The sequence below is a fragment of the Paenibacillus chondroitinus NBRC 15376 genome (genome assembly GCF_004000765.1).
GTDB lineage: Bacteria > Bacillota > Bacilli > Paenibacillales > NBRC-103111 > Paenibacillus_E > Paenibacillus_E chondroitinus.
Map to the genome: position 1 here is coordinate 27,929 of NZ_BILW01000030.1, position 23,877 is coordinate 51,805.

Here is a 23,877-nt window from a genome sequence, read left to right on the forward strand (position 1 = left end):
TAGCAGTATATGAATGCGCTCTCAGATCCAATTGCGCAGAAATTCGGTGATTCGCATGAAATCAATAGATTGGCTAGGGATAAAAAGCAGTATCCATCGTAAAATTTTTATCTCTTTTATGTTAGTTATGTTATTGCCGACCACGTTAATTAGTGTAAGTACTTATTATTTCTCCATTGATTTGCTGAAGCGCAAAGTCAGCGAGTCCTTTCTGGATAATCTTGCTTACAACAAGAACATCATCGGTATGGAGTTTAAGCAATTTGAACAAATCGCGGATTATATTCCCTATAATTCGGATATTCAGAAGGTGCTTTCTCCCGGTTTCAAATCGCCTTCCATACAGAGCTATTATGATCTGCAAAGCGCGCAGCAATCACTCAATAATTTTACTATGCAAGCATTTGCTGTTTCCAATGTGGCCTCTATTCAGATTTTTGGCGATAACGGCATCATTCTTTTTACCGGAGCTTCAAGCGATATTTATCCGGACGATAAGAAGTTCAAGGAGAAGATTTGGTACCAGCAAGCGGTACAGACTGATCAGCCCCGGTTTAGATTCGGTACGTTGAACGAAGAGTCTGACGGATCGGCTGGATCAGGGAACATGTACAGTCCTTCCATGATCAAGACCTTTCGCAATAGCGCCACATTAGAGAAACTTGGCGTAATTTACATTAAAATCAGAAGAGATTTGTTCGACAACTTGTTTGAAGACAGCAATATGAAGAAAGCCGGGAAATTTGTAATCCTGGATGATAACGGGCAAGTCGTGTACCATCCCGACAAAAGTATGCTGCTGAAGGCGTTTCCAGGCGTGGATAAATTGAGAGAGCAGGAGGGAGACCACGGTTCATTTATTACCCGGGACGGTCAGTTAATGGTGTATTACCACATTGAACGCTACGGTTGGTGGTTAACAGACAGCATCCCTCTCAACGAGCTTCTGAAAGACAATAAAATTATTTTTAATATTACGATTGCCGTTGTATTGATTTGCTTCCTATTATCAGGAATTATTTGGTATTTTGTGGCGTCCGGCATTGTCCACCCGATCAAGAAGCTGGCATTTGTCATGCGAAGCGTGAAAGAAGACGGATTGGCCGTTAAATCCGAATATACGGGCAAGGACGAAATTGGCCTGTTAAGCTCAAGTTTTAATTATATGATCGAGAAAATTCAAGAGCTGATCTCCAGGATGGTTGAGGAGCAAGCCAAGAAAAAGGATATGGAGTACCAATCGCTGCAAGCCCAAATTAACCCACATTTTTTATATAACACGCTTAATTCCATCCGCTGGATGGCGATGATTCAAAAGGCGGACAACATTAAAGAGATGGTGGAGGCGCTGGGTCGGCTGCTAGCGAATAGCACCAGCAAAAGCGAAGCCATGATTACAATCGAAGAGGAACTGGCGATCGTCAAGGATTACGTCAAAATCCAAGAGGTCAAATACTCGGATAAGTTTCGCGTTGATTTTGACATTGATCCGAAACTGCTTAAGATCAAATGCGTGAAGTTTATTTTACAGCCGTTTATAGAAAATGCGATTTTCCATGGGATAGAGCCAAAAAGCGGTACTGGTTGTATTCGTATTCAGTTACAGTTGAGTGGCAATGTAGTGGAAATTACCGTGTTTGATGATGGAGTTGGTATGGATGTAGAGCAAATCATGTGTGAGGGACATGACAAGGGTAACGGTAAACGCTTCAATGGCATCGGGATTAAGAATGTTGACGAACGGCTGCGGTTGACATATGGGGATACATACGGCGTGACTATTCAAAGTGTAAAAGATCACTTTACGTCCGTAACAATCCGATTTCCTGTGGATGCAGATTTCGAGGCAGGAGGACTCCAATGATCAGTGTGATGATTGCAGATGACGAAACGTTGGCTAGAGTTGGATTGAAAACAATGATTCCCTGGGAGAAATACGGGTTTCATTTAGTGGCGGAGGCAGAGAATGGCAAAGTAGCCATGGATTTAGCTCTGCAATTAAAGCCGGATATTATCATCACCGATATTAAGATGCCATTATTAAATGGAGTTGAGCTTATCTCCGCATTACGTGAGCAGTTAAAGGATACGAAATTTATCGTTCTGAGCTCTTACGGCGACTTTGATTATGTGAAAGAAGCGATGCAGATCGGTGCCGAGGACTACATATTGAAGCTGGAAATGGAACCGGAACCGTTTGCCGAGCTCCTTAACAAAGTAAAAGGGAAGATTGAAGCCGAGCGAAGCAGGCATAAGGAAGAGCGCGCAGATGAATGGAACAAAAGGCGGAATTTACCTGCATTACGGGAAAAATTGTTCCAGAATCTGTTATTCAGCTACTATATCAATGAGGATGAGATTCAAGAGCAATTCAATTATCTGGATATCAAGCTGCATGCCGAAAATCTGGTATGTTTGTTAGTTCGAGTGGAGAACAGGGAGTTATATGAAAAATACGGTGTAGACGACAGATATGTGCTAACCTACGGCGTTACGAATATGATTGAAGAGATTTTGCAAAATTACCCGCCAGCTTACGTCACCTCAACCAATTCAATGGAGTTTGCCATTATTCATTCATTTAAGGCCGATTCAGAGACTGAACTGAAATCTGCTGCCGAGAAATTAGCCGTACATGTGGAAAGCGCTTTAAAAACATATTTTAACTTCAAATGCCGAATCGGGATTAGCGACTCATGCAGCCGTCTTGGAAAACTGAAGTCAGCCTATCGCGAGGCTAGCACAGCGCTTGATCAAGGCTTTTCGGAGCTGAAGCGTACCATTCATCATTATCAGCGGCACTTAGATACCGGCCATACGGTTAGTTTTGAAGAGGAGTTTAAACCAATCGATGACGGGAGAAGTATCGTAGCCCGCGCCAAAAAGTATATGTTGAAACATTACGATGAGGATATCTCCTTAAAGACGGTTTCCCAGTATCATAACATTTCCCCGAATTACTTGAGCTCTCTGTTCAAAAGAACAACGAATGAAAACTTTATTGATTTTCTTATTCATGTTCGGATCGAGCAAGCTCAGTATTTGCTTAAAAACAGCACTAGCAAGATCTATGAAATCGGCATAAAAGTCGGCTATCCGGATGCCTATTATTTCAGTAAAATTTTCAAAAAAGTGACGGGTCTAACGCCTCAGGAATATAGAAATTGTCAGAAGTGAAACATCCCCTTGCGGGTTGTTTTTTTATAATTGATGCAGTTCGTGCGTTATATAAAACAAAGGATCGTTAATAAAGACAATATCCGGTATTTACTTGGTAAGCACCTTTGGATTCTGCTTAACTGGACGGCCAAATTAGTAATATAAAACAATGGAAGCCTTTAGATATCACATTTCAACATCCTTTTCGGCTTTCTATAATGAAGACATGAACACATAACTTTGCGAATAGGGGAGTGAGCATGTTGAGAAATTCAGCTTTTAGAAGTGTAAAGCGTTATTTGGTACCTCTGATGCTTATCGGAAGCACGATTGCAGCAATGGGTTGCCAAAGTCAAAGTGCGGGCACGGCCTCCAAGCCATCCGATGCAGCGCCGGGTCAGACTGTGCTGAATGTCTACAGCTGGACGGTTGAGGATAGCATGAAGCCATTTTTCGAAGCTTTTGAGAAGAAATATCCGAATATCAAAGTGAAATATACGAAAATGGCGGATTCCAATCCGACGACGGCGAATTCGCTGCTGACCTCAGGTGAAGCCATCGACGTTATCCCGCAGGCTTCAGTAGATGATATGCGTGTCAGGGCAACAAGCGGGATGTACGAGCCTTTGGATGAGTACTTGAAAAAAGACAAAATGGACTACAAGCAAATTTTCGGGGATTCGATAAATGATTTGGAAACGGTGAATGGCAATCATTATGCGCTTCCATACAGTATGGCGACCTACGGTCTTTACTACAATAAAGCCATGTTTGATAAAGCAGGTGTACCGTATCCAACCGACGACTGGACATGGGATGATCTCAGGGCAGCAGCGCTCAAATTGACTTCAGGCAGCGGAGCTAATAAAATCTATGGCTTCTTACCGGACTACACCGGCCAATGGGCTTTTCCCGCTATTCAACAGCTTGGTCTCAACTATGTCTATAAAAATAACGGACAGGAATCGAATTGGGACAATCCTGCCTTCTTGAACGCCTTGCAATTTTTTTACGATATGGAAATGAAGGATAAATCCGCGTGGCCGATTTCGGAATACAAAGCGCTCAAAATCGATACTAATCCGCATACCATTTTTATGCAGGGGAAAGCTGCGATGTACATTCAGCCATCATTTATCGTCAAGTACAGCTCGCAGGAGTCTTATGGTTTTACCAATTTTGATTACGGCGTTGTCAATCTGCCCAAAGTGAAAAAAGAAGACAGCTTGAGCAATGTATATTATATAAGCGATTTCAGCATTCCAGCGAGTGCACCTAATAAAGAAGCGGCCTGGACGTTCCTGAAGTTTTACTGCTTGGAAGCACCGGAAATTTTCGCCCAATCCAAAGCGATGACGCCTGCCAATCTTTCATCTATGGATGCTTCCGTCAATGAGAAAGTAGGTAAAATCATTTTCGATTACCCGCATTTTGACCAGCCTACAGGTATGAAAACGTTTATTTCGAATAAGCTGAAGCTCACGCCATATTTGACAACAATTACAACGGCTAAAGCTGAAATGATGGATATGGTAAAATCCGAAATTACTTCGTGTTTAATGGGCAATCAAACTCCAGCGGAGACCATAGCCAAATTGAAAAAGCAGTCCGATGATTTAATCAAAAAAGCAGGGAAATAGGAGATGTGCGGAGGTATGCTAGATGGAACTGGCAAAGAAGAACTCACTCATAGCACCTAAACGCAAAAAGAAGATTCGTAAGGATATCCTGCATGAAAATATAGCGGGATGGCTGTTTCTTTCCCTTAATTTAATCGGGTACATTATCTTCAAATTAATTCCGATTATCCTTTCGCTGATTTTCAGCTTGTGTGATTGGAACTTGGTATCCGGTTTAAAAGGAATTAAATTTATCGGATTAAAAAACTATATCAATTTGTTGACGGACGACGTATTCATTAAGTCCTTGGTTAACACCATTGTTTATGCAGCTGTTACGGTTCCGTGCTCTGTGTTTCTTGCCTTGATTCTTGCAGTAGTATTAAACGATAAAATCTTCTTTAAAAGCTTAGTCCGTTTAGGATTTTATTTGCCCAATATTGCTTCCATGGTTGCGATTTCCGTGGTGTGGAGTATTTTGTACATGCCTACCTTCGGTCCAATCAATCAGTTCTTGACTTCAATTGGGATCGAACACCCCCCGGGCTGGCTGTCTTCGTCCCAGTGGGCGCTGATCTCGATTATCATCATGAGCGTTTGGCAGGCCGTTGGGTATAATGCCGTTATTTTGCTGGCTGGGCTGCAGAGTGTCCCTGGAACATTATATGAATCGGCCGAAATCGACGGAGCCGGTCCGCTGCGCAAGTTTTTCCAGATTACGATTCCCATGCTGTCGCCAACTTTGTTTTTCGTAACGGTGATCTCCATTATTGGTTCGTTTCAGGTGTTCACGCAGGTGAACGTCATGACGCAGGGAGGACCAGGTACTTCGACGTCAGTGCTGGTCTACTATATTTATAAAGCTGCCTTTACGTACAACAAGATTGGATACGCCAACGCGATTGGATGGGTATTGTTTATCTTGGTCTTCATTTTTACGACGCTGCAATGGAAATTTTCCAATAAAGACTCGCATGTAAACTAGAGGGAGAGGAGGTACGAGATGAGTGCGAGGTCTTTTAAATTAACGCAAAAAACGGTTTTAACCGTAGTTATGCTCCTACTATCGCTCCTATCCGTCATGCCCTTTCTCTGGATGCTGTCTGCATCCTTCAAGCCAACTGCGGAAGTATTCGAATTTCCGATCCGTTGGATACCGAAAACGTTTATTTGGGATAATTATGTAACCGTATGGTTCGCTCGTTTTCAAACCTATTTTTTAAACTCGGTTAAAGTTTCCGTGGTCAGTGTCGTCGGAGAGGTGATTACAAGCGCATTAGCGGGATATGCTTTTGCGAAAATCAAGTTTAAAGGCAGAGAACCTGCTTTCGTCATGTATATCGCCACCCTGATGTTTCCGCACCAGATGTTATTGGTTCCAAGATTCGTTTTGTATCGTTTAATGGGCTTGTACAACAGCCTATGGGCGTTGATGCTTCCCGGTATTTTCAGTGCTTTCGGCACCTTTCTATTTCGGCAGTTTTTCACGACGATACCGGATGAATTGATGGAAGCTGCGAAGTTGGACGGCTGCAATCATTTTAAAACGTTTACAAAGATTATACTTCCATTATCTATGCCGGTTGTTTCCACGCTTGTTATTTTTTCGTTCGTCGGTTCGTGGAACAATTACGAAAATGCGCTGGTCTTTTTAAGCAACAAGGATAAATTCACCATTCCGCTTGGCCTGCTGCAGTTTCAAACCGAAGAGCAGACGAATTACGGCGCCATCATGGCGGCATCCGTCTTGTCGCTGCTGCCGATCTTTGTTATCTTTTTGAGCCTGCAAAAATATTTTATTGAAGGAATTGCTACAGCTGGTTTAAAAGGATAAACAACTTTACCTGTATACAACGAATTGGAGGAGATTGTCCGTGTCACATGCAAATCAATCAACCAAGTTGCCTGACATTATCATTGTTCAGGATCATCAAACAGCGCTATCCTCAGAACCATCCGTCCAATGGGCGAAGCAAACTTTTATTGAAACGCTTGAAAGTCGCGGAATGGTTGTTGCACTTGAACAGTTGGATGCCGAGCAATCCGCCAAGGTGAAAATTAACATTTCCGGGAACGATTCCCCCGTTGCCAGCGCTGCGGGCAAGGATCTTGGCGTTGCTTTGCCAGTTGAAGCGGAATCACTTGCAATCCTTGCCACACAAGGGAATATCGTACTCACCGCACCTGATGGACGCGGGCTCGTGTACGCTCTCCTTGAACTGACGGATCGCATTCAACATGCTTCCGGCGATATAACCGGGGAATTGCTTAACGTTAAAACGCTCATCGACAAGCCGGCCAATGAAATTCGGAGCGTAACTCGCTTGTTCGCTTGCGAACCGGAAGATAAGCCTTGGTTTTACGATAAGTCATTTTGGGATGAATATTTGACGGAACTAGCGACACAGCGGTTCAACCGGTTCACCCTGTCTTTAGGAATGGGGTACGATTACGGCCACGATCTGAATGTACGGGACAACTACTTTTGCTTTGCATACCCGTTTTTGTTTGATGTGCCGGGCTACGAAGTGAAAGTGCTTGAACTGTCGGAAGAGGAAAGAAGGCTAAATTTCGAAACGCTCCATTACATCGGTCAGGAGACCAAACGGCGGGGGATGCATTTTCAGCTTGGACTCTGGAATCACTCCTACATGTTTACGGAAAGTCCGAACATGGACTATACGATTGCCGGTATCGACGCGAAGAATCATGCATCCTATTGCCGTGATGCGATTAGCAAGCTGCTGAATGAGTTTAAAGAGATCGACGGTTTGACTTTCCGTGTACATTATGAAGGGGGCATTCCAGAGCCTGCTTATGAATTTTGGCGCGTTGCGCTGGCAGGAACGAAGGACATAGGTCGCAGGGTAGAAATCGATATGCATGCGAAGGGTATTAATGACGAGTTGATTCAGATTGCGCTTGACACCGGTCAGCCGATATTTATCTCGCCGAAATATTGGGCGGAGCATATGGGACCAAGCTATCATCAGGCGGCAATCCGAGATAACGAATTTTCTCTGCCGAAAAACCAGACGATGGATATGCAGGCTATTACCGCATGGTCGCGCCGGTTTACACGGTACGGATATGCTGATTATTTGCAGGATGATCGCAAAATAGGCATTTTATTCCGGTTATGGCCCGGAACGCAGAAGCTTCTCATGTGGGGAGACCCCGCGCTGGCTGCAGGCTATGGACGGCATTCCCATTTCAGCGGAACGCAAGGTATCGAGCTGTGCGAACCGTTGACGTTCAAGGGACGCAAAGGTTCAGGTACGGAGGGCGGAAGGGAGCCATATCTCGCCGAAGAGCTGAAGCTGCCGAACCGCGATTGGCAGAAGTATAAATATACGTACCGGCTATGGGGACGACTGCTCTATAACCCGGAAGCGACTCCTGACGTATGGCGCAGATATTTGCGCCACGAATTCGGCGAGGCGGCAGACAGCTATGAATCGGCGCTTGCGCATGCAAGCCGCATCCTGCCTTTGGTTACTGCAGCCTACTGCCCGTCCGCTGCAAACTTTGTTTATTGGCCAGAAATGCATACCAACCAGCCGATTGCCGATCCGGAATTGCCGTCGCCGTTTGGCTTCGATACGCCAAAGCCGGGAACGTTCGGGGCAGCTAGCCCTCTGGACACTGCCTTATTTTATCGAGTCGATGATTTTGCCGACGATATTATTCAAGGTTTCCGTCACGGCAAGTATTCTCCGCTTGAAACAGCGGATCGTCTGGAGTCCATGGCGACATCGGCCGCACAACATTTGTCCAAAGCCGAAGAGCTTGCCGTAGATACACAAGATGCCAATTTCCAGCGGTTTGTAACGGATACACGAATGCTGGTCCATATCGGCCAGTTCTTCGCGAATAAGTTCCGGGCGGCGTTAAGCTACGCTTTGTCCGAGCGGACCGGGGATACGGTTGAGCTGGAAAGAGCGTTGGATTTCTATAAGCTGGCCAGAGAGCATTGGGTCAAGATCGTTGAGATTTCGCAGGATACATATAAGGCGGATATCGCATTTGGCAATTCAGGGGCGGTTAGAGGACACTGGGCGGACCGGCTTCCTGCAATTGAAGCGGATATTCAGGCAATGGAACGCCAACTGCAGACAGCTCGGGCAGACAACAGTCGAACGGTAGATTCCGGAAAGCTGCAAGCTGCTATGAAAGTGCTGACCGCTTCACCTGTTGACCGCAGGCAGCTGTTCGAGCATCAGGCGCCGTCATATTTCACCAAAGGTGAGAAGATTGGTGTGCAGCTCGAGCTGCTTGGCGCCTCCGATGGCCTGAAAGTAGTGCTGCACTATCGGCACGCCAACCAAAGCGAGCATTACGTCGTCACAGAAATGAATCGGGACGGTGCGAGCTTTGCTGCCGAAATTCCGGCAGCCTACACCAAGTCGCCATTCGGCATCCTCTATTTCTTTGAGGTCGTTGAGAGCGATAGCGGAGCCCGGCTGTATCCCGGCTTGAACGAGGACATTTCGAATCAGCCGTATTATTTCGTCCAAAGCCGCTAATTCATGTCTATGAGCTTCGCAGCAGGACGGTGCTGCGAAGCTTTTCATCACCATCCATGCACCACATTAACGCATAATGGGAGGGATTCAGGTGAGTTCAAAGCAAACGACTGGAAAAAACGGCATTATTGATTGCGATGTCCACGTTTACCTTAAATCCAGGGAAGAGCTGAACAAATATTTGCCTCAGCCTTGGAGAGACTGGTATCGTCCGTTGAACCGGGCTTACGGCAACATTCAGGGAAACCGTGTGGATGCCAAGCCGCCGAACGGAGGCGGGGCTGGAACCGATCCCGATTTTTTGCGGGAGCAATTGATCAACGAGTACGGAATCGATTACGCGATTCTGCTGCCCCGCGCGATGCTGAACAATTTGCCGGATCCCGACATGGCTTCCGCAGTAGCCGCTGCCTATAACGATTGGCTTGCCGATACATGGCTGGATAAATATAATCATGACGGCGTGTTCAAAGGCTCGCTGTATATCGCTACCCAGGATCCTATCGGAGCGGCCAAAGAGATTGAGCGATGGGCCGGACATCCTCATTTCGTACAGGTAATGACCGATTCCGGGGCGAGGGCACCCTTCGGTCAGCGGCAGTATCATCCGATCTATGAAGCCTGTGAAAAATATGGCTTTCCGCTGGCGATTCATCCCGGTACAGATGGAATGGGCATTAACCATCAGCCCACACCAGGCCATCCTACCCGCTACATTGAGTTTCATACGTGCTTGTCGCTTGCCTTCCAGGCACATCTGGTCAGTTTTCTGACCGAAGGGGTTTTCGTGAAGTATCCTAAATTCAAAATTGCGCTTGTCGAGGGAGGCGTATCCTGGCTTGCGCCTTTAATGTGGCGGCTGGATGCGGAATATAAGGGACTCCGCTATGAAGTGCCTTGGCTTGAAAAGCGGCCGAGCGAATTTTTACGAGACCACGTGCGTATTACGAGTCAGCCGATCGAGCGACCAGATGATGACAAATATTTGTTAACGATGCTGGAAGCGATGGATGCCGAACATATTCTCATGTTTGCCAGCGACTACCCGCATTGGGATTTCGACTCGCCGAGAAGAGCGTTTCCGAAGCTTCCGGCCGAGCTTCATCGGCGAATCTTTTATGAAAATGCGAAGGAGTTTTACAACCTTTAAACAGGAGGCTGCTGAACATGGAGCGATTCGTAGTATGTAAAACGGCCGAAATGCAGCCGGGAGAGCGGAAAATCGTTCAAGTTGGCGGAAGGTCTATTGGCGTGTTTAATGCAAATGGGGAGTATTACGCTTTGCGCAACAGCTGTCCACATCAGGGAGCACCTCTGTGTGTTGGCAGATTGACCGGGACGACGCTGCCGTCGATGCCTGGCAGCCATCGGTACGGACGGGAAGGCGAAATATTGGCCTGCCCTTGGCACGGATGGGAGTTTGATGTCACGACGGGGAAATCTCTATTCAATCCCCATCAATGTTTGGTCAAAAAATACGATGTGGCTGTAGAGCCGCTGGAGGAAAGTCTTGAAACCTTCCCGGTTTCTGTAGAAGAGGAACATGTTGTTCTGTATGCCTAAAAAGGAGGAGGAACATGGGATTCAACTTCACCGGGAGGCGAGTATTCAGCAGCCGGGCAGCATTGCTTCATCGCATGATCATGCTGACCTTGGCTGCCTCTATTTTGCCGACCTTACTTGTAGGGATCAGCAGTTACCTCTTCTCGACTTCGACGCTGCAAAATGAAGTCAACCGCGCCCATGTTCAACTGCTGGAGAATACTTCGGCAACCATAGATCGGGATTTACAAAATATGCAAGATAGCACATTGCAGATGTTATTTCATCCTCTTTTCGCGAATGAAGCTTTGCAGCGGGGCATCAAGGGAAATGAATTTGAGTTTAATATGCAGGTCTCGCAGTTTTTTTCCACTTTTCAGTATAACCATAAGCAAATTCTTGATATATCCATGTACATTAAAGACAACTATCTGCTTTCTTCCTCTTTCGGTTTATTTAAAATTGCTCCTGTGTACGACCACAACAGGCTAAATGATGCGATGGTTTCCCCGAAAGAGCTGGCGTGGACCAATTCCATCTTTCGCATCCGGGAGAACGATGAAGCTAGTGGCGTTACCTTTATTTGCAAGCTGCCGCTACAAGCACCTAATCCAATCGGTCTCATGTTGGTCCGTATGGATCAGAAGGTGTTTCAGGATTCGCTCCAGCGCTCGACCGTGTATCCGGGGCAGATGACAGTGATTGTCGACCAAGAAGGAAATACTGTTGCTGCCTCTTCCGCTTTTACGCTGCCTTCCGAACTGCTCAATACGATTCGTCATAGAAATATATCTGACCATAAGCTCAATTATAATTGGAACAACCGTGATTATCTGGTTACTACGTTAACATCTCCCTATACCGGCTGGCAGTATATCGATCTGATCCCGACGCAAGAATTAAATGCCAAATCGGCGGGAATCGGTGTCATCACAGCCATAGTCCTGGTTGTCGTGCTTCTATTGGCGTTTGTTCTCACGCTTCTTGGAACGAAATGGATTTACCGGCCTATTGCTAACCTTATGAATTACCTCAATCGTGAGGCTTCCTTAGGCAATAATGAGGGAGAAGACGAAATGGGGTTTATGAAACAAAGCTGGCAGGCTTTAAAGCATGAAACGAGTCAGCTGCAGCACCAGCTATCAATGCAACTGCCCATGCTCCGGGAATCATTTGTCATGCAGATGCTGCTCGGGCATTATTTGCATTACACGCAAAGCGAGCTGGAACAGCTGTTCATGCGGTACGGGCTTCCCCACCAAACCCGATTCGCAGTTTTTATTATGACTTATGACAAAAGCGGTCCAGCTAATGGGAGGTTTTTGGATCAGGACCGGGACCTTGTTATTTTTGCTATGAAAAATATTATTATGGATATGGTGCAAACGAATGTTCGCCCGATTCTTGGGGTTACTGTCAATTGTCTAAACGATCAGCTGGCTGTACTGCTCTGGCAGCATGCGGAAGCAGATCATCAAATCGCTCAAGAAACGTTAGAGACATGGGAGAATTCTGTGAAGGCATTCGTTGAGGAGCTCCGAAATGTATTAGCCAATTACTTACGGCTGCCAGTAACGGCAGGGCTCGGAGTAGGAACGAGCGAGATAGGCAATCTCCCATTGGTGTATCGGCAAGCGCTTTCAGCTCTTACTTCACGTCTCGTTGTTGGAGGAGAGCAAGTTATTGCTCCGGATAACGACTTCCTGAAGTCGAATGAAGGCTACCGCTATCCCATTGAGCTGGAACGGCACTATGAGGAGTCTTTGAAGCAGGGAGACCTTCAGGAATCGGAACGGATGCTTCATGAGTTTTCGAAATTTGTCATCAGTGCGACCCATGTAGCCAAGGTGATTCAAATGTCGTATACGCAGCTCTTGGGCACGACGATACGCACCATGTATTTGCTGGGCATTGAACCTGATACAGTCTTCAAAGGAGAAGAGCCCTACGACTATTTACGTAAGTTTCAAAACATGGATGATTTAAACCGTTGGTTTCTTCAGCATTTGATAACACCAATCGTGCAGTTCGTACGAAATAAAACGAATATAGAACACGAGCAAATGATCGACAAAGTGACCGCTTATATCCATGAGAACTACCATCAGGATATTTCTCAGGATCAGTGCGCGCGCAATTTCGGAGTCAGCCGTACCCATCTCAGCAAACTTTTCAAAAAATTCAAACAGATCGCCTTTAGCGATTATTTAACGCACATTCGGATTGAGAAAGCCAAAGAGCTGCTTTGTGAAACCGATATTCCCGTCGCTGACATTTCTGAGAAGGTAGGTTATCTCCATACGCAGAACTTTATCCGTGTTTTTAAAAAGATGGAAGGGATCACTCCCGGACAATTCCGTGAGGAACGCGGATAGTGGAGCAGCCGTGTTCCACGACCCTCTATGCAGCTGGAGAACAGAAAAACTCCCGCTGTATAGGGGGTTTTTGCTTACATAGAGCGAATGCTCGTTGTGTGACTCAAGGCTGGGTTGTCACAGAATGAGCATGCACAAATGGCTTATTGAGAATTATCGGAGCCATCCCTAGAATACAGATTGCCGGCATTGTAATTCAGCAAGCATGGAGCAATGGATGGCAGGGTGACATTCAAATTTATGTAGAAAGGATGAGCGTATTGCCAGATCAATCTAGAAGCGCGGTATCCGCCAATGATTTAAAAAGGCCTCTGCAGACGAGACAGGCAAGTAACCGCTTTCTAAATTGGCTGAAAAGTTGGAAGCCGACATGGAAGCAGGAAAAGTATCTGTATGTTCTCGCGCTGCCCGGACTGTTGTATTTCCTTATTTTCAAGTACATCCCGTTATGGGGGCTGTCACTAGCCTTTACCGAATACTCTCCTTACCTGGGATTGTTCAAAAGCGAGTGGGTCGGATTCAAGCATTTCCAAAGTTTTTTTGCCAATCCTGATTTTTGGCTGCTATTCCGCAATACTTTAGCGATCAGCTACCTAAATATCATTTTATTTTTTCCGATGCCTATCATTATTGCATTGCTCCTGAACGAGCTGAAGAACGCGACCTTCAAAAAATGGGTGCAAACCTCGATTTATTTGCCTCATTTTTTATCTTGGGTCGTTATCGTAGGTATCTGCTTTCTGACCTTGAGCGGCAGTGGAATTATTAATAAGCTGGTCGTCGAATCGGGAGGGCAGGCTATTAATTTTTTAACGAATCCCGAAACCTTTTGGGGCATGCTGACAGCGCAGACGATTTGGAAAGAAACCGGTTGGGGAACGATTATATTTTTGGCCGCCTTAGCCAGTATTAATCCTGAGCTATACGAAGCGGCAAAGATTGACGGGGCGAACCGATGGAAGCAAATGCTCTATGTGACGATTCCGGGTATTAAAGGAACGGTAATTATTTTATTAATACTCCGTTTGGGCCAAGTACTGGATATCGGTTTTGAGCATATTTACTTGATGTCCAGCTCGGCCGTGACGGAGGTTGCGGATGTCTTCGATACTTATGCATACCGGGTAGGGATTCAAAACGGGCGATTCAGCTTTGCGACCGCTGTCGGTATATTCAAATCGGTGGTCGGCTTGATCCTTGTTCTATTGGCAGACCGAGCGGCTAAGAAGCTGGGAGAGGAGGGCGTGTACTGATGAAACTGCGCTGGGGCTCGCGTGTGTTTGATATTTTTAATTATGCGATTCTTGGACTGATCGGGTTATCAACCTTGCTGCCCTTTATTTATGTTATTCTTGTTTCCTTTACCGATCCTATTGAGTACCAGACAAGTCCAATCGTCATCTTTCCCAAACATTGGAGCTTGGCTTCGTATGAGTTCATTCTGTCAACTCGCACCTTTTTGAATTCGCTAAGCGTAAGCGCAATTCTGGCGATTGTCGGTACGGCCTGCAGTCTCATATTGACAAGCGGACTTGCGTATACCCTATCTCGCAAAAAGTTTAGACTGAAGCGGGTGTTCATGATTGGTATTTTGTTCACCATGTTGTTTAATCCGGGGATGATACCAAACTATTTGCTGGTCAAGGAGTTGGGGCTGGTCAATACCATATGGTCGCTTATTCTTCCGGTACTGAGCAGCGCCTGGTATGTCATTCTGATGAAAAGTTTTTATCAGGAAATTCCTGAGGAGTTGGAAGAGTCGGCCAAAATGGACGGATGTACGGACATCGGCGTATTTTTTCGGATTATGCTGCCTGTTTCCGTAACGGCGCTTGTCGCGTTTGGTTTATTTTTCGCAGTGGCTTATTGGAATACGTATTTCAATGCGGTGCTGTACATTAACAAAGATACGCTTCGCCCTATGCAGGTCGTGCTGCAAGTGCTGCTCATTCAAGCATCAACACAGGTAGGCGATCCGTCTGTTGCGCAAATGCTGCAGAGCGATCAGATGCTGCCACCGGAGACGATAAAAATGTCGGCGGTCGTTGTGGCTTCCTTACCGATTATCATCGTATATCCGTTCCTGCAAAAATATTTTGCCAAAGGCATGATGGTTGGCTCTGTGAAAGGTTAAGTTAAATTTTAAGGAGGTCATACAGATGAACAGATGGTTAAAAAGAGCGTACCTTGGTGCCGCTTCGACGATTGTCCTGCTCGCTGGCTGCAGCTCTCCGGAGGGAGCTTCCAATTCGGCGGGCGGTGCAGGCAGTGCTTCGAGCAAACAGGAACCTACGGAGATCAATATATTGACCACAACCTACAATTCGGCACCTGGTAACGATCTGGACAGCTTGAAGCAAATTAACGAGAAATTTAATGTGAAAATGAATGTGACCTACGTTCCGGCTAATAATTACCAGGACAAATTGAACGTCATGCTGGCCTCTGGCGACTTACCCGATGTGAGCCTGGTTTGGGACATTAATACGCAGGCATTTGCCAATGCTACAAACCAGGGAGCCTTCTGGGACTTAACGCCGTATATCAAGGATTATCCGAATTTGGCGGCTTATCCTGAGCAAATTTACAAAAATGTCTCCTTTAAAGGGAAAACCATGGGCATTCCGCGTGTTCGTCCGATTGACGGGCACCAGTCGCTGCTCATCCGGCAGGATTGGCTGGATAAGTTGGGATTGAAAGCGCCAACGACGATGGATGAGTTTTATCGTGTTATGGAAGCCTTTACAAAAAATGATCCTGACGGTAACGGCAAAAACGATACGTACGGATTTGTTGGTCAAGGCACACCGACTTTGTCCAATTATTTCATATCAATGTTCGGTGCGGGTTTGCAGCATTATGTAGATGAAAACGGCCAGGTACAGCCTAGCTTCTTCAATCCCAAGATCAAGGATGCGCTGGCGTTTTGGAACAAAGTAAACAAAGCGGGCATTATGGTGCCGGATCTTCCTTTGCTGCAAACGAGCCAAACTCGCGACTTCATGACGCAGGGCAAAGTCGGGATGGGCTTTAGCAACGTGTATGACGGCCACTTGTATACCGATGACTTGAAGAAGGTTAATCCGAACGCGGTTATCAAGCCTTATTTGTTCCCGGCGGCGCCGGACGGTAAGGTTTATATGGAAGCGGCACCGGGCTCGTTCGGTATTTTCATGATTAATAAAAAAGTTAGCGAACAAAAAATGAAAAAAATTCTCGAAGTTTACAACTATACGGCAACGAGAGAAACGTACAATCTGGTTGCTTACGGCATTAAAGGCGTCGATTACAACGAGAATGAAGCAGGGGACATCACCCAGACAGACGAGGGTAAAAAGAAAGGCTATGCTTTCGATACTTCGGCGCAATGGGTCTCAAGCTATTACGATAAATACGTAAAAGCGGATTTGCCGGGAATGACGCCGGAAACGAAAGCATACAACCACAAGCTGGTAGACACCATTTCAACCGTTTCCGTTCCGAACCCGGCGCTTGGGCTTGTCACTCCGACAGCCTTGGAGAAAAGTGCGGATTGGAATAAAAAAATCAACGATATGATTACAAATGTCATCATAGGCAAAAACAGCTTTGAAGATTTTGATAAATTTGTCCAAAGCTTTAAAGACGACCCGTCATATCAGAAGCATTTAAAGGAACTTAATGACTTGTACAAGGAAAAAACAGCAAAAAAATAAGAAAATTCAGGAGGACTATCGACATGGGAACAAGATTACAGGGCAAGGTAGCGGTTATTACAGGCTCATCATCAGGCATCGGAAGAGCGAGCGCCGAGGTGTTCGCGGAAGAAGGAGCGCATGTCATTGTCAATGACGATGGCGGACGAGAAGGTTTGGGGCAGCAGGTCGCTGATGGCATCAATGAGCAAGGAGGTTCGGCCGTTTATGTTCAGGCGGATGTATTCAAAAGCGAAGAATTGAAGCGGCTCATTGATTATGCTTATGAAAAGTTCGGCAAATTGGATATTTTGATGAACAATGCCTATAGAGGGCACACCAATTCCGTACTGGACCAAGAAGAAGCGGATTGGGACAGGGTATTCGCCTCTTCGGTTAAAGCCGTATTTCTCGGCAGTAAATATGCACTTCCCGGTATGATTAATGCGGGGGGCGGCTCCATCATTAATACCGCTTCGGTCCATGGGCTGCTCGGTGGAAGAAGACACTCCTCCTATGACGCTGCTAAAGCGGCAATCATTAATTTGACCCGCCAGATGGCTGTTGATTACGGGAAACACGGCATTCGGTTTAATTCCATTTGTCCGGGCCGCATTGTGACGGAAGGGAAGATTGATTTCCTGGAGAAATATCCGGAGGAGGTTCGCCGGCAGCAAGCGGTTTACCTGCTAGGGCGGCCAGGAACCATGCGAGAAGCCGCTCTGGCCGCACTGTTCTTGGCATCGGACGATTCCTCCTTCGTCACGGGTCATGCATTGGTCGTAGACGGCGGCCTGACCGCTCAGCTGGCGGATAGTGTCTCCGAGCCGCTTGAGGAAGGTCTCGGTCTCGGACTTGCCGGCTCCAAATAAATGAGCAGATATAGGGAGAAGATCTATGAATAAGCAGGCGGCGATTTATGCTTATATCGGCACGCAAACTGATGGCAGCAGCAGTGAAGGAATTTATGTTTATCGGATGAATCCGTTGACCGGTGAATTGGAGTATTCGAGCACGGCTGCGGCGGGAATCAATCCGACTTACTTGGCGATCCACCCGTTGAAACAGTATCTTTATGCAGCCAACACAATTGAAGGCGAGGGGCTGATTAGCTCCTTCGCCATTGATTCCCTTACGGGGAGGCTGACGTTCATGAACAGTCAGCCCTCCGGGGGCTCTAAGCCTGTTCATGTGCTTGTTGACGGGAAGGGCACATTCGTGCTTGCCGGTAATTTCGGCGACGGCAGCGTGTCTGTTCTGCCGATCCAAGCGGACGGCAGTCTTGGTGCGATGACGGATTTCATCCGTCATTCCGGCTCCAGCGTCCATCCGACGCGTCAGCAGGGACCTCGTGTTCATTCGGTCACGCTCGACCCGGCCGGCCGATATGCGGTTGCCGCTGAATACGGGGCCGATCAGCTGCGAGTTTATCGGCTGGATGCGGAACGCGGGAAGCTGCTTCCTGCAGCCGTCCCGTCCATTTCCGTTGCAGCGGGTTCGGGGCCACGTCATGCCGTCTTTCATCCTAATGAACGTTGGGCTTATGTTATCAATGAGCTGGGTAATACGTTGATGAGCTACGATTATAATCCGGTCCAAGGCATCTTTCATCTTAGAGATACGCATGCCACGCTGCCGGAAGGGTTTGCCGAACCGAGTTTTTGCGCCGATGTTCATGTTCATCCGGATGGCACCTATGTCTACGGTTCGAACCGCGGGCATAACAGCATTGTCATTTATGCGGTTGAGCCTGAGACGGGAAGGCTCCAGCTTGTTGGCCATGAGCCAACTTTGGGGAGAGCACCGCGAAGCTTTATCATTGATCCGACCGGTCAATACTTGTATGCGGCGCACCAAGATACGGACAATGTCGTTGCATTTAGCCTGGACCGTCAGACCGGTAGGTTTCGCCCAATGGGACACAGTATCAAGGTGCCGATGCCGGTATGCATCAAGATGATTTCGATTTAGCTGCGTTAATAGGTATGAGCCTAGCGTTGATCAACGAATGAGAGGACCTTGCATGATGGACTCAATAGTAAGAATAGCTATAATCGGATGCGGAAGCTTGATGTATCATTTTGTATACGATTGCCTGAAGCGGATCCCATTCAGCTTAGTCGCTGCCTCTCATGAAGATGAAGGGGAGCTGACCCGATTTACGAACCGGTACCGGGTTCCGAAGTCGTATACGGATTACCGGGAAATGCTGGAACAGGAGCAATTGGATGCTGTTATTTGCTTCACGGACGACGAATATGCTCATTTCCGCATAGCTGAGGAGTGTCTGCAAGCTAAAGTTCATGTGTTTATGGAAAGGCCGGCTTGCTTTTCCATCGAACAGGCAGAACGTCTTCTGGAACTGCAGCGGCGTACAGGAAAATATGTAGTTTCTCGTTTTAATAAACGGTTTACTACAGCCTATATGATGGCGAAGGAAATCATCCAAAGGGAGGAATTTGGCAGGGTTACGATGTTTCTGTCCAAATTCCAAGGATCGGAAAGCGCATCGAATGAGCTGTTCCTGTTCAATCATGTGAGCCATCATCTCGATTTGGCTAGATTTCTGCTCGGCGAGATAAAATCGCTGCATGTGGATCAAATCAACCTTGACGCGCACAGAGTCGGATACAATATTTCATTCGTCGCGGAGTCTGGCGCTATTGGTGTCATTCAATCAGGCTCCCTGCAAAAGATCGAATACCCGATGGAGCGGGTGGAAATCACCGGAATCGGCACTAACATTATTGTGGACAATATCAGGCATCTTGCGTATAACCGGCCTGCTCCCAAGCGGGAAGGCTTTCAATTTGCCAAGTTAGCGGATGGCGGAGACACATTGATGTGGAATCTGAATCACGGCAACTTGAGCAATTATTCCTATTATGGTTTTGAGCAGCAACTGTATGAATTCATCGACAGTATTCAGAAGCAGAAGGCTCCCGAACCTAATATGGAGGATACCATTCATACGGTAAAACTGTTGGTGCAAATTCAATCCTTGTCACAAACCATTTAAGTGAAACTATAAAAACCCGCTCCGGCGGGTTTTTCGCTTTGAGATTGAGATGTGGCTTTCTAAATATTGTGCGGGCGTAACACTTCCGCTTTGCCTACAATATGATGAGTTTAGAAAGATAAAGAGGTGATCTAATGGCAGTCGTAAAAGCCAGGAAACAGGATATTGATATGTTGGCAAGGTTGCTGCGTGCGGAAGCTGAGACTGAAGGCGAAATGGGCATGCTTCTTGTTGGAAATGTTGGTATTAACCGAATAAGAGCGAATTGCTCCGATTTTAAAGGAATACGGACCATTCCCCAAATGATCAATCAGCCACATGCGTTCGAAGCGTTGCAACATGGTTTGTATTATCAAAACGCCAGAGAGAGAGAACGCCGTCTGGCGCAACGTTCCGTGAATGGGGAGAGAAATTGGCCGGGCAAATTCTCCTTATGGTATTTCCGCCCAGGTTCGTTCGAAAATCCAGGTCCTTGTCCGGCAACTTGGTATAATCAACCATTGGCAGGAAGATGGAAGAAGCACTGTTTTTATGAGCCAACAGCCAAAGAATGTGAAAATGTTTATAATACGTTTTAATTTTATGGTTGGGGAACGATCGTTGAAGTGGAACAGACAAGGCCATCCGGCAAGGATGGTCTTTGTGTTTGCCGTTACAAGAGAGAATTTTGTTTACATGAGGAAAGATTTAACTGTTATACGTCGAAGTATACTATATGGATGGACATGCTCTTTATGACTGGGAGGTCTGAAATGAAGGTTAAACGAATCGTCGCCAATATAAATGCGCAGGATATCTCGGCAGCTAAAAGCTTTTACCAGGATGTGCTCGGCCTTGAGATCATGATGGATCATGGTTGGATTAGAACTTATGGTTTAGACGAGGAGATGAGCATTCAAATTAGCTTTGCCTCACAGGGTGGCTCAGAAACGCCTACGCCTGATCTATCGATTGAAGTCGATGATGTCGATGCTGCATTAGAAGGCATGAAGAAAGCTGGATTTCCGATTGAATACGGGCCTGTTGATGAACTTTGGGGTGTAAGACGATTCTATGTTCGTGACCCATTTGGTAAGCTTATCAACATACTTGCTCATGAAGATTGATTCACTAATGGCCAAATTGAAATTAGGACACTGGTAAAAAAGGTGGTTATAAGATTGATTGCTGAAGCAATTATTATACAAAATGACTGCGTACTAATGGTAAAGCAATACGTTGAACGGGGAGATATTGTTTGGAATTTTCCCGGAGGTGGCATTCAAGAAGGGGAAAGCCCTGATCAAGCATGTATTAGAGAAGTGAGAGAAGAGACGGGATTTGATATTCAGCTGAAAGGTTTGTTAAAGGAAAGAAACCAAAAGTATAGTTTCATTGGTGAGGTCGTTGGAGGAAATTTATTCCTCGATACCGACAATCAAGATAACCTGGATATCATTGAAGTTGCATGGATACCTCTAACCGAGCTTGAAAAATTTGATTTTATTACCATGCCCATGCTTGAGTTAGCTAAACAGCGAGTCCCATTTAACATTTCTTAAAATATTATTTGGATATGTCGATTTTTATGTATACCGCTCGTCGACTAATTAGAGGCAAGAATGAATGCTTCAATTCAATGTTAGAGGAGACGTTGATTATGAAATTCCTATGTTTAGGTTACTTGGAACCCGAGAAAATGGATGCCCGCCCAAAGCATGAGATTGATGCTATTATGAACGAGTGTTCGGTTCACCTGGAAAATTTTTATACTAGCGGCCAAGTAGTTATCGATGCGGGTCTCTCATCTGAAACGAAATGCTTGCGGAGAGCGAATGGAAAAGTGAGAGTAACCGATGGTCCTTTTATCGAAACGAAGGAGATGATTGGTAGCGCTTTTCTCATTGAAGCACAAGACATGGAGGAAGCCATCCGAATTGCTTCCTTACATCCTACTGTACAGGTTGCTTCGGGTGAGCAATTTGGATGGGGGATTGAGATTCGTCCTATCGACTACTTTGAATCGAGAAAGTAGAAACAAGAAAAGGGGCTCATCGGAGGCCCCATTTTTTATCAAAAGTGCATCCCCTATAGAAGTATACGTGAATATGTTCACATCTCTTTGTAGTACTTAACACGGTAATAAACATTATATCCGAGGATAAACATGTAGGCAAAAGCCAATATAAATACCGTTATTTTATCTATACCCATCAAGGCAAATGCTAATAATAAAGCTCCAAATAGAAAAACAATCATGTCGTAGGCTTTAGCTTTTGCCCGATTCGCGATTGCCAAATTACGCTCATCATTTTTTTCAATTTCCATCTGCTTTGCTGCGGCAGGATTATTTTTCATAAGGTGCCGGTTGATTATTTCTCCCATACCGTGACCGAAAATCCCACAGCCAAGCCCGACACAGATATAAGGCAACACTCGCAGTATACCTTGTGGTTCTTCAACCGTTTTGATAAAGATGATACCAATTGACAGTAGTGCTACGCCTGCAAAGGAAAGAAAATAATACGAGATCGGATTTTTCATACACTTTCATCCTCCTCATAAATAAAGATTTCTTCAATACTCATACCGAAATAGCGAGCAATTTTGAACGCTAAAAGGATCGATGGGTTATAACGTCCATTTTCCAACGAACCGATCGTCTGCCTTGATACTTCAAGAGCCATTGCTAATTCTTCTTGCTTAATACCGCGTTGCTTGCGGATTTCTTCTAAACGGTTCTTCAGAGCGTGTACCCCCTTGTGGAAAGCTAACTTTCCATAATTGAAGTATATTGTGCACAGTAAATGATGTCAAGCGAACTTTCCATTTTGATGTACTAGAGCAATTAAAAAGAATAAACAAATTAGTCAGGAGAAACATGAAGTGAGTGACCATATCCCCGGGATTCAGTTAAGCCGATTGTTCCATGAGCATTATGTCGCCCCGCGTCTATCGGCCGCTATGCAAACTCTTTTATACGCTTCAGCGCTTGTTGGTCCTGGTAGTGAAGTACTTGGTTTCGATACATCGATGTCATGTGATCATGATTGGGGGCCTCGTGTGCTAATTTTCATCCGCGAGTCCGATATTTCTCAAAAGGAAGCTATTCTTGCAGCGCTTCAGTATGAGGTTCCAGCATCGTTTTATAACTATCCCATCGAAATCAATCAGACAGTTGTGACGACTGTACCAAGTTACTACGGTAGTAGACTCGGCGTCAGCCCTACTAAATTGTTTGAAGGACTTGATCCGGTCGACTGGCTGACATTTTCTTCCCAAACTTTGGCGGAGCTTTCGGGCGGAGCCATTTACCGAGATGATATCGTTGAGTTAACGACTGCTCATGAAAGTTTACGATATTATCCCAAGGACGTATGGCTTTTCTTAATGGCATCCGTATGGAACAGAATTGGACAAGAGGAGCATTTGATGCCCAGAGCAGGCTTCGTGGGAGATGAACTGGGGTCTTCACTTGTTGCATCCCGTCTAGTAAGGGACGTAATGAGTCTTTGTTTCCTAATTGAGCGTCGCTATGCCCCTTATCCGAAATGGTTCGGCACTGCCTTCCGGCAGCTTACTTGTTCCTCCGAAATGTTACCTCATCTGCAAAAGGCACAAAATACAAGCGAGTGGAGAGTGCGTGAGCAAGCGTTTGCAAAAGCCTATCAGATCGTCGCGCAGATGCATAATGAACTACAGTTGACCGAACCGCTTGATACCACGGTGAAACTCTTTTATGATAGGCCTTTTTCGGTCATTGGCGGAGGCCGTTTTGCGGAAGCATTGGTGAGTGAAATTGAGGACCCAATGCTGCGCAAGCTTGCTGCCTTTGGGTTCGGCGGCATTGATCAGATCAGTGATAACACCGATTTTCGTGCTATCTCCGAACGTTTTCAAGCAGCAACCGGTGAGATAAACCCGCTTCGAGCTTTTTTTGACCGTTTGGGTAATGAAAGGGACCAATGAATGTAAAGAAACTGG

22 protein-coding genes are annotated in these 23,877 nt (G+C 46.0%); 20 read left to right on the forward strand and 2 right to left on the reverse strand.

Annotated elements, in window-relative coordinates; genetic code table 11:
- The first annotated feature begins 55 nt into the window (after positions 1–55).
- The 19 genes from PCH02S_RS25560 (at position 56) to PCH02S_RS25650 (ending at position 21,928) form a co-directional block, all read left to right on the forward strand.
- Complete coding sequence (locus PCH02S_RS25560) at positions 56–1,864, forward strand: sensor histidine kinase (RefSeq protein ID WP_164819734.1); 1,809 nt, start codon at positions 56–58, stop codon at positions 1,862–1,864.
- Positions 1,861–3,177, forward strand: a complete 1,317-nt coding sequence (locus PCH02S_RS25565; protein ID WP_127456937.1) for a response regulator — start codon at positions 1,861–1,863, stop codon at positions 3,175–3,177. Before PCH02S_RS25560 ends, PCH02S_RS25565 begins: the two co-directional genes overlap by 4 nt.
- 242 nt (positions 3,178–3,419) lie before the next feature.
- The gene (locus tag PCH02S_RS25570; RefSeq protein ID WP_127456938.1) at positions 3,420–4,799 is read left to right on the forward strand and encodes an ABC transporter substrate-binding protein; all 1,380 of its coding nucleotides are present in this window, start codon (positions 3,420–3,422) and stop codon (positions 4,797–4,799) included.
- Positions 4,800–4,821: 22 nt separating this feature from the next.
- Positions 4,822–5,763: a carbohydrate ABC transporter permease gene (locus tag PCH02S_RS25575; RefSeq protein WP_127456939.1), complete on the forward strand. Its 942-nt coding sequence runs from the start codon at positions 4,822–4,824 to the stop codon at positions 5,761–5,763.
- 18 nt (positions 5,764–5,781) lie between these two features.
- The gene (locus PCH02S_RS25580; protein ID WP_127456940.1) at positions 5,782–6,612 is read left to right on the forward strand and encodes a carbohydrate ABC transporter permease; all 831 of its coding nucleotides are present in this window, start codon (positions 5,782–5,784) and stop codon (positions 6,610–6,612) included.
- Between the two features lie 40 nt (positions 6,613–6,652).
- Complete coding sequence (locus PCH02S_RS25585; protein ID WP_127456941.1) at positions 6,653–9,304, forward strand: glycoside hydrolase family protein; 2,652 nt, start codon at positions 6,653–6,655, stop codon at positions 9,302–9,304.
- A 91-nt stretch (positions 9,305–9,395) separates the two neighbouring features.
- Positions 9,396–10,454, forward strand: a complete 1,059-nt coding sequence (locus PCH02S_RS25590; protein ID WP_246069252.1) for an amidohydrolase family protein — start codon at positions 9,396–9,398, stop codon at positions 10,452–10,454.
- Between the two features lie 17 nt (positions 10,455–10,471).
- Positions 10,472–10,867 (forward strand): Rieske (2Fe-2S) protein, encoded by a 396-nt coding sequence (locus PCH02S_RS25595; RefSeq protein ID WP_127456943.1) that lies wholly within the window; start codon positions 10,472–10,474, stop codon positions 10,865–10,867.
- 14 nt (positions 10,868–10,881) lie between these two features.
- Entirely contained in the window at positions 10,882–13,221 is a 2,340-nt protein-coding gene (locus PCH02S_RS25600; RefSeq protein ID WP_127456944.1) for an AraC family transcriptional regulator, read from the forward strand.
- 260 nt (positions 13,222–13,481) lie between these two features.
- The gene (locus PCH02S_RS25605; protein WP_246069253.1) at positions 13,482–14,474 is read left to right on the forward strand and encodes an ABC transporter permease; all 993 of its coding nucleotides are present in this window, start codon (positions 13,482–13,484) and stop codon (positions 14,472–14,474) included.
- On the forward strand, positions 14,474–15,355 hold the full coding sequence (locus PCH02S_RS25610; protein WP_127456945.1) for a carbohydrate ABC transporter permease: 882 nt from the start codon (positions 14,474–14,476) through the stop codon (positions 15,353–15,355). Before PCH02S_RS25605 ends, PCH02S_RS25610 begins: the two co-directional genes overlap by 1 nt.
- Before the next feature lie 25 nt (positions 15,356–15,380).
- Complete coding sequence (locus tag PCH02S_RS25615; protein WP_127456946.1) at positions 15,381–16,916, forward strand: extracellular solute-binding protein; 1,536 nt, start codon at positions 15,381–15,383, stop codon at positions 16,914–16,916.
- Positions 16,917–16,939: 23 nt separating this feature from the next.
- Entirely contained in the window at positions 16,940–17,767 is an 828-nt protein-coding gene (locus PCH02S_RS25620) for an SDR family NAD(P)-dependent oxidoreductase (protein WP_127456947.1), read from the forward strand.
- Positions 17,768–17,792: 25 nt separating this feature from the next.
- Entirely contained in the window at positions 17,793–18,866 is a 1,074-nt protein-coding gene (locus tag PCH02S_RS25625; RefSeq protein WP_127456948.1) for a lactonase family protein, read from the forward strand.
- Positions 18,867–18,918: 52 nt separating this feature from the next.
- Complete coding sequence (locus PCH02S_RS25630; RefSeq protein ID WP_164819735.1) at positions 18,919–19,914, forward strand: Gfo/Idh/MocA family protein; 996 nt, start codon at positions 18,919–18,921, stop codon at positions 19,912–19,914.
- A 134-nt stretch (positions 19,915–20,048) separates the two neighbouring features.
- The gene (locus tag PCH02S_RS25635) at positions 20,049–20,492 is read left to right on the forward strand and encodes a cell wall hydrolase (RefSeq protein ID WP_127456950.1); all 444 of its coding nucleotides are present in this window, start codon (positions 20,049–20,051) and stop codon (positions 20,490–20,492) included.
- A gap of 174 nt (positions 20,493–20,666) precedes the next feature.
- Entirely contained in the window at positions 20,667–21,020 is a 354-nt protein-coding gene (locus PCH02S_RS25640; RefSeq protein ID WP_127456951.1) for a VOC family protein, read from the forward strand.
- Positions 21,021–21,074: 54 nt separating this feature from the next.
- A complete protein-coding gene (locus tag PCH02S_RS25645) occupies positions 21,075–21,455 on the forward strand; it encodes an NUDIX hydrolase (RefSeq protein WP_127456952.1) in 381 nt (126 codons plus the stop codon).
- 98 nt (positions 21,456–21,553) lie between these two features.
- Positions 21,554–21,928 (forward strand): YciI family protein, encoded by a 375-nt coding sequence (locus PCH02S_RS25650; protein ID WP_127456953.1) that lies wholly within the window; start codon positions 21,554–21,556, stop codon positions 21,926–21,928.
- A gap of 77 nt (positions 21,929–22,005) precedes the next feature.
- Here the strand turns inward: PCH02S_RS25650 and PCH02S_RS25655 are convergent, their stop codons facing one another.
- Both PCH02S_RS25655 and PCH02S_RS25660 read right to left on the reverse strand, forming a co-directional pair.
- On the reverse strand, positions 22,006–22,437 hold the full coding sequence (locus tag PCH02S_RS25655; protein ID WP_127456954.1) for a hypothetical protein: 432 nt from the start codon (positions 22,435–22,437) through the stop codon (positions 22,006–22,008).
- Complete coding sequence (locus PCH02S_RS25660) at positions 22,434–22,640, reverse strand: helix-turn-helix transcriptional regulator (RefSeq protein WP_127456955.1); 207 nt, start codon at positions 22,638–22,640, stop codon at positions 22,434–22,436. Before PCH02S_RS25660 ends, PCH02S_RS25655 begins: the two co-directional genes overlap by 4 nt.
- A gap of 139 nt (positions 22,641–22,779) precedes the next feature.
- On the opposite strand from PCH02S_RS25660, the gene PCH02S_RS25665 reads away from it, so the two are divergent.
- Complete coding sequence (locus PCH02S_RS25665; protein ID WP_127456956.1) at positions 22,780–23,862, forward strand: DUF4037 domain-containing protein; 1,083 nt, start codon at positions 22,780–22,782, stop codon at positions 23,860–23,862.
- Positions 23,863–23,877: the final 15 nt, after the last annotated feature.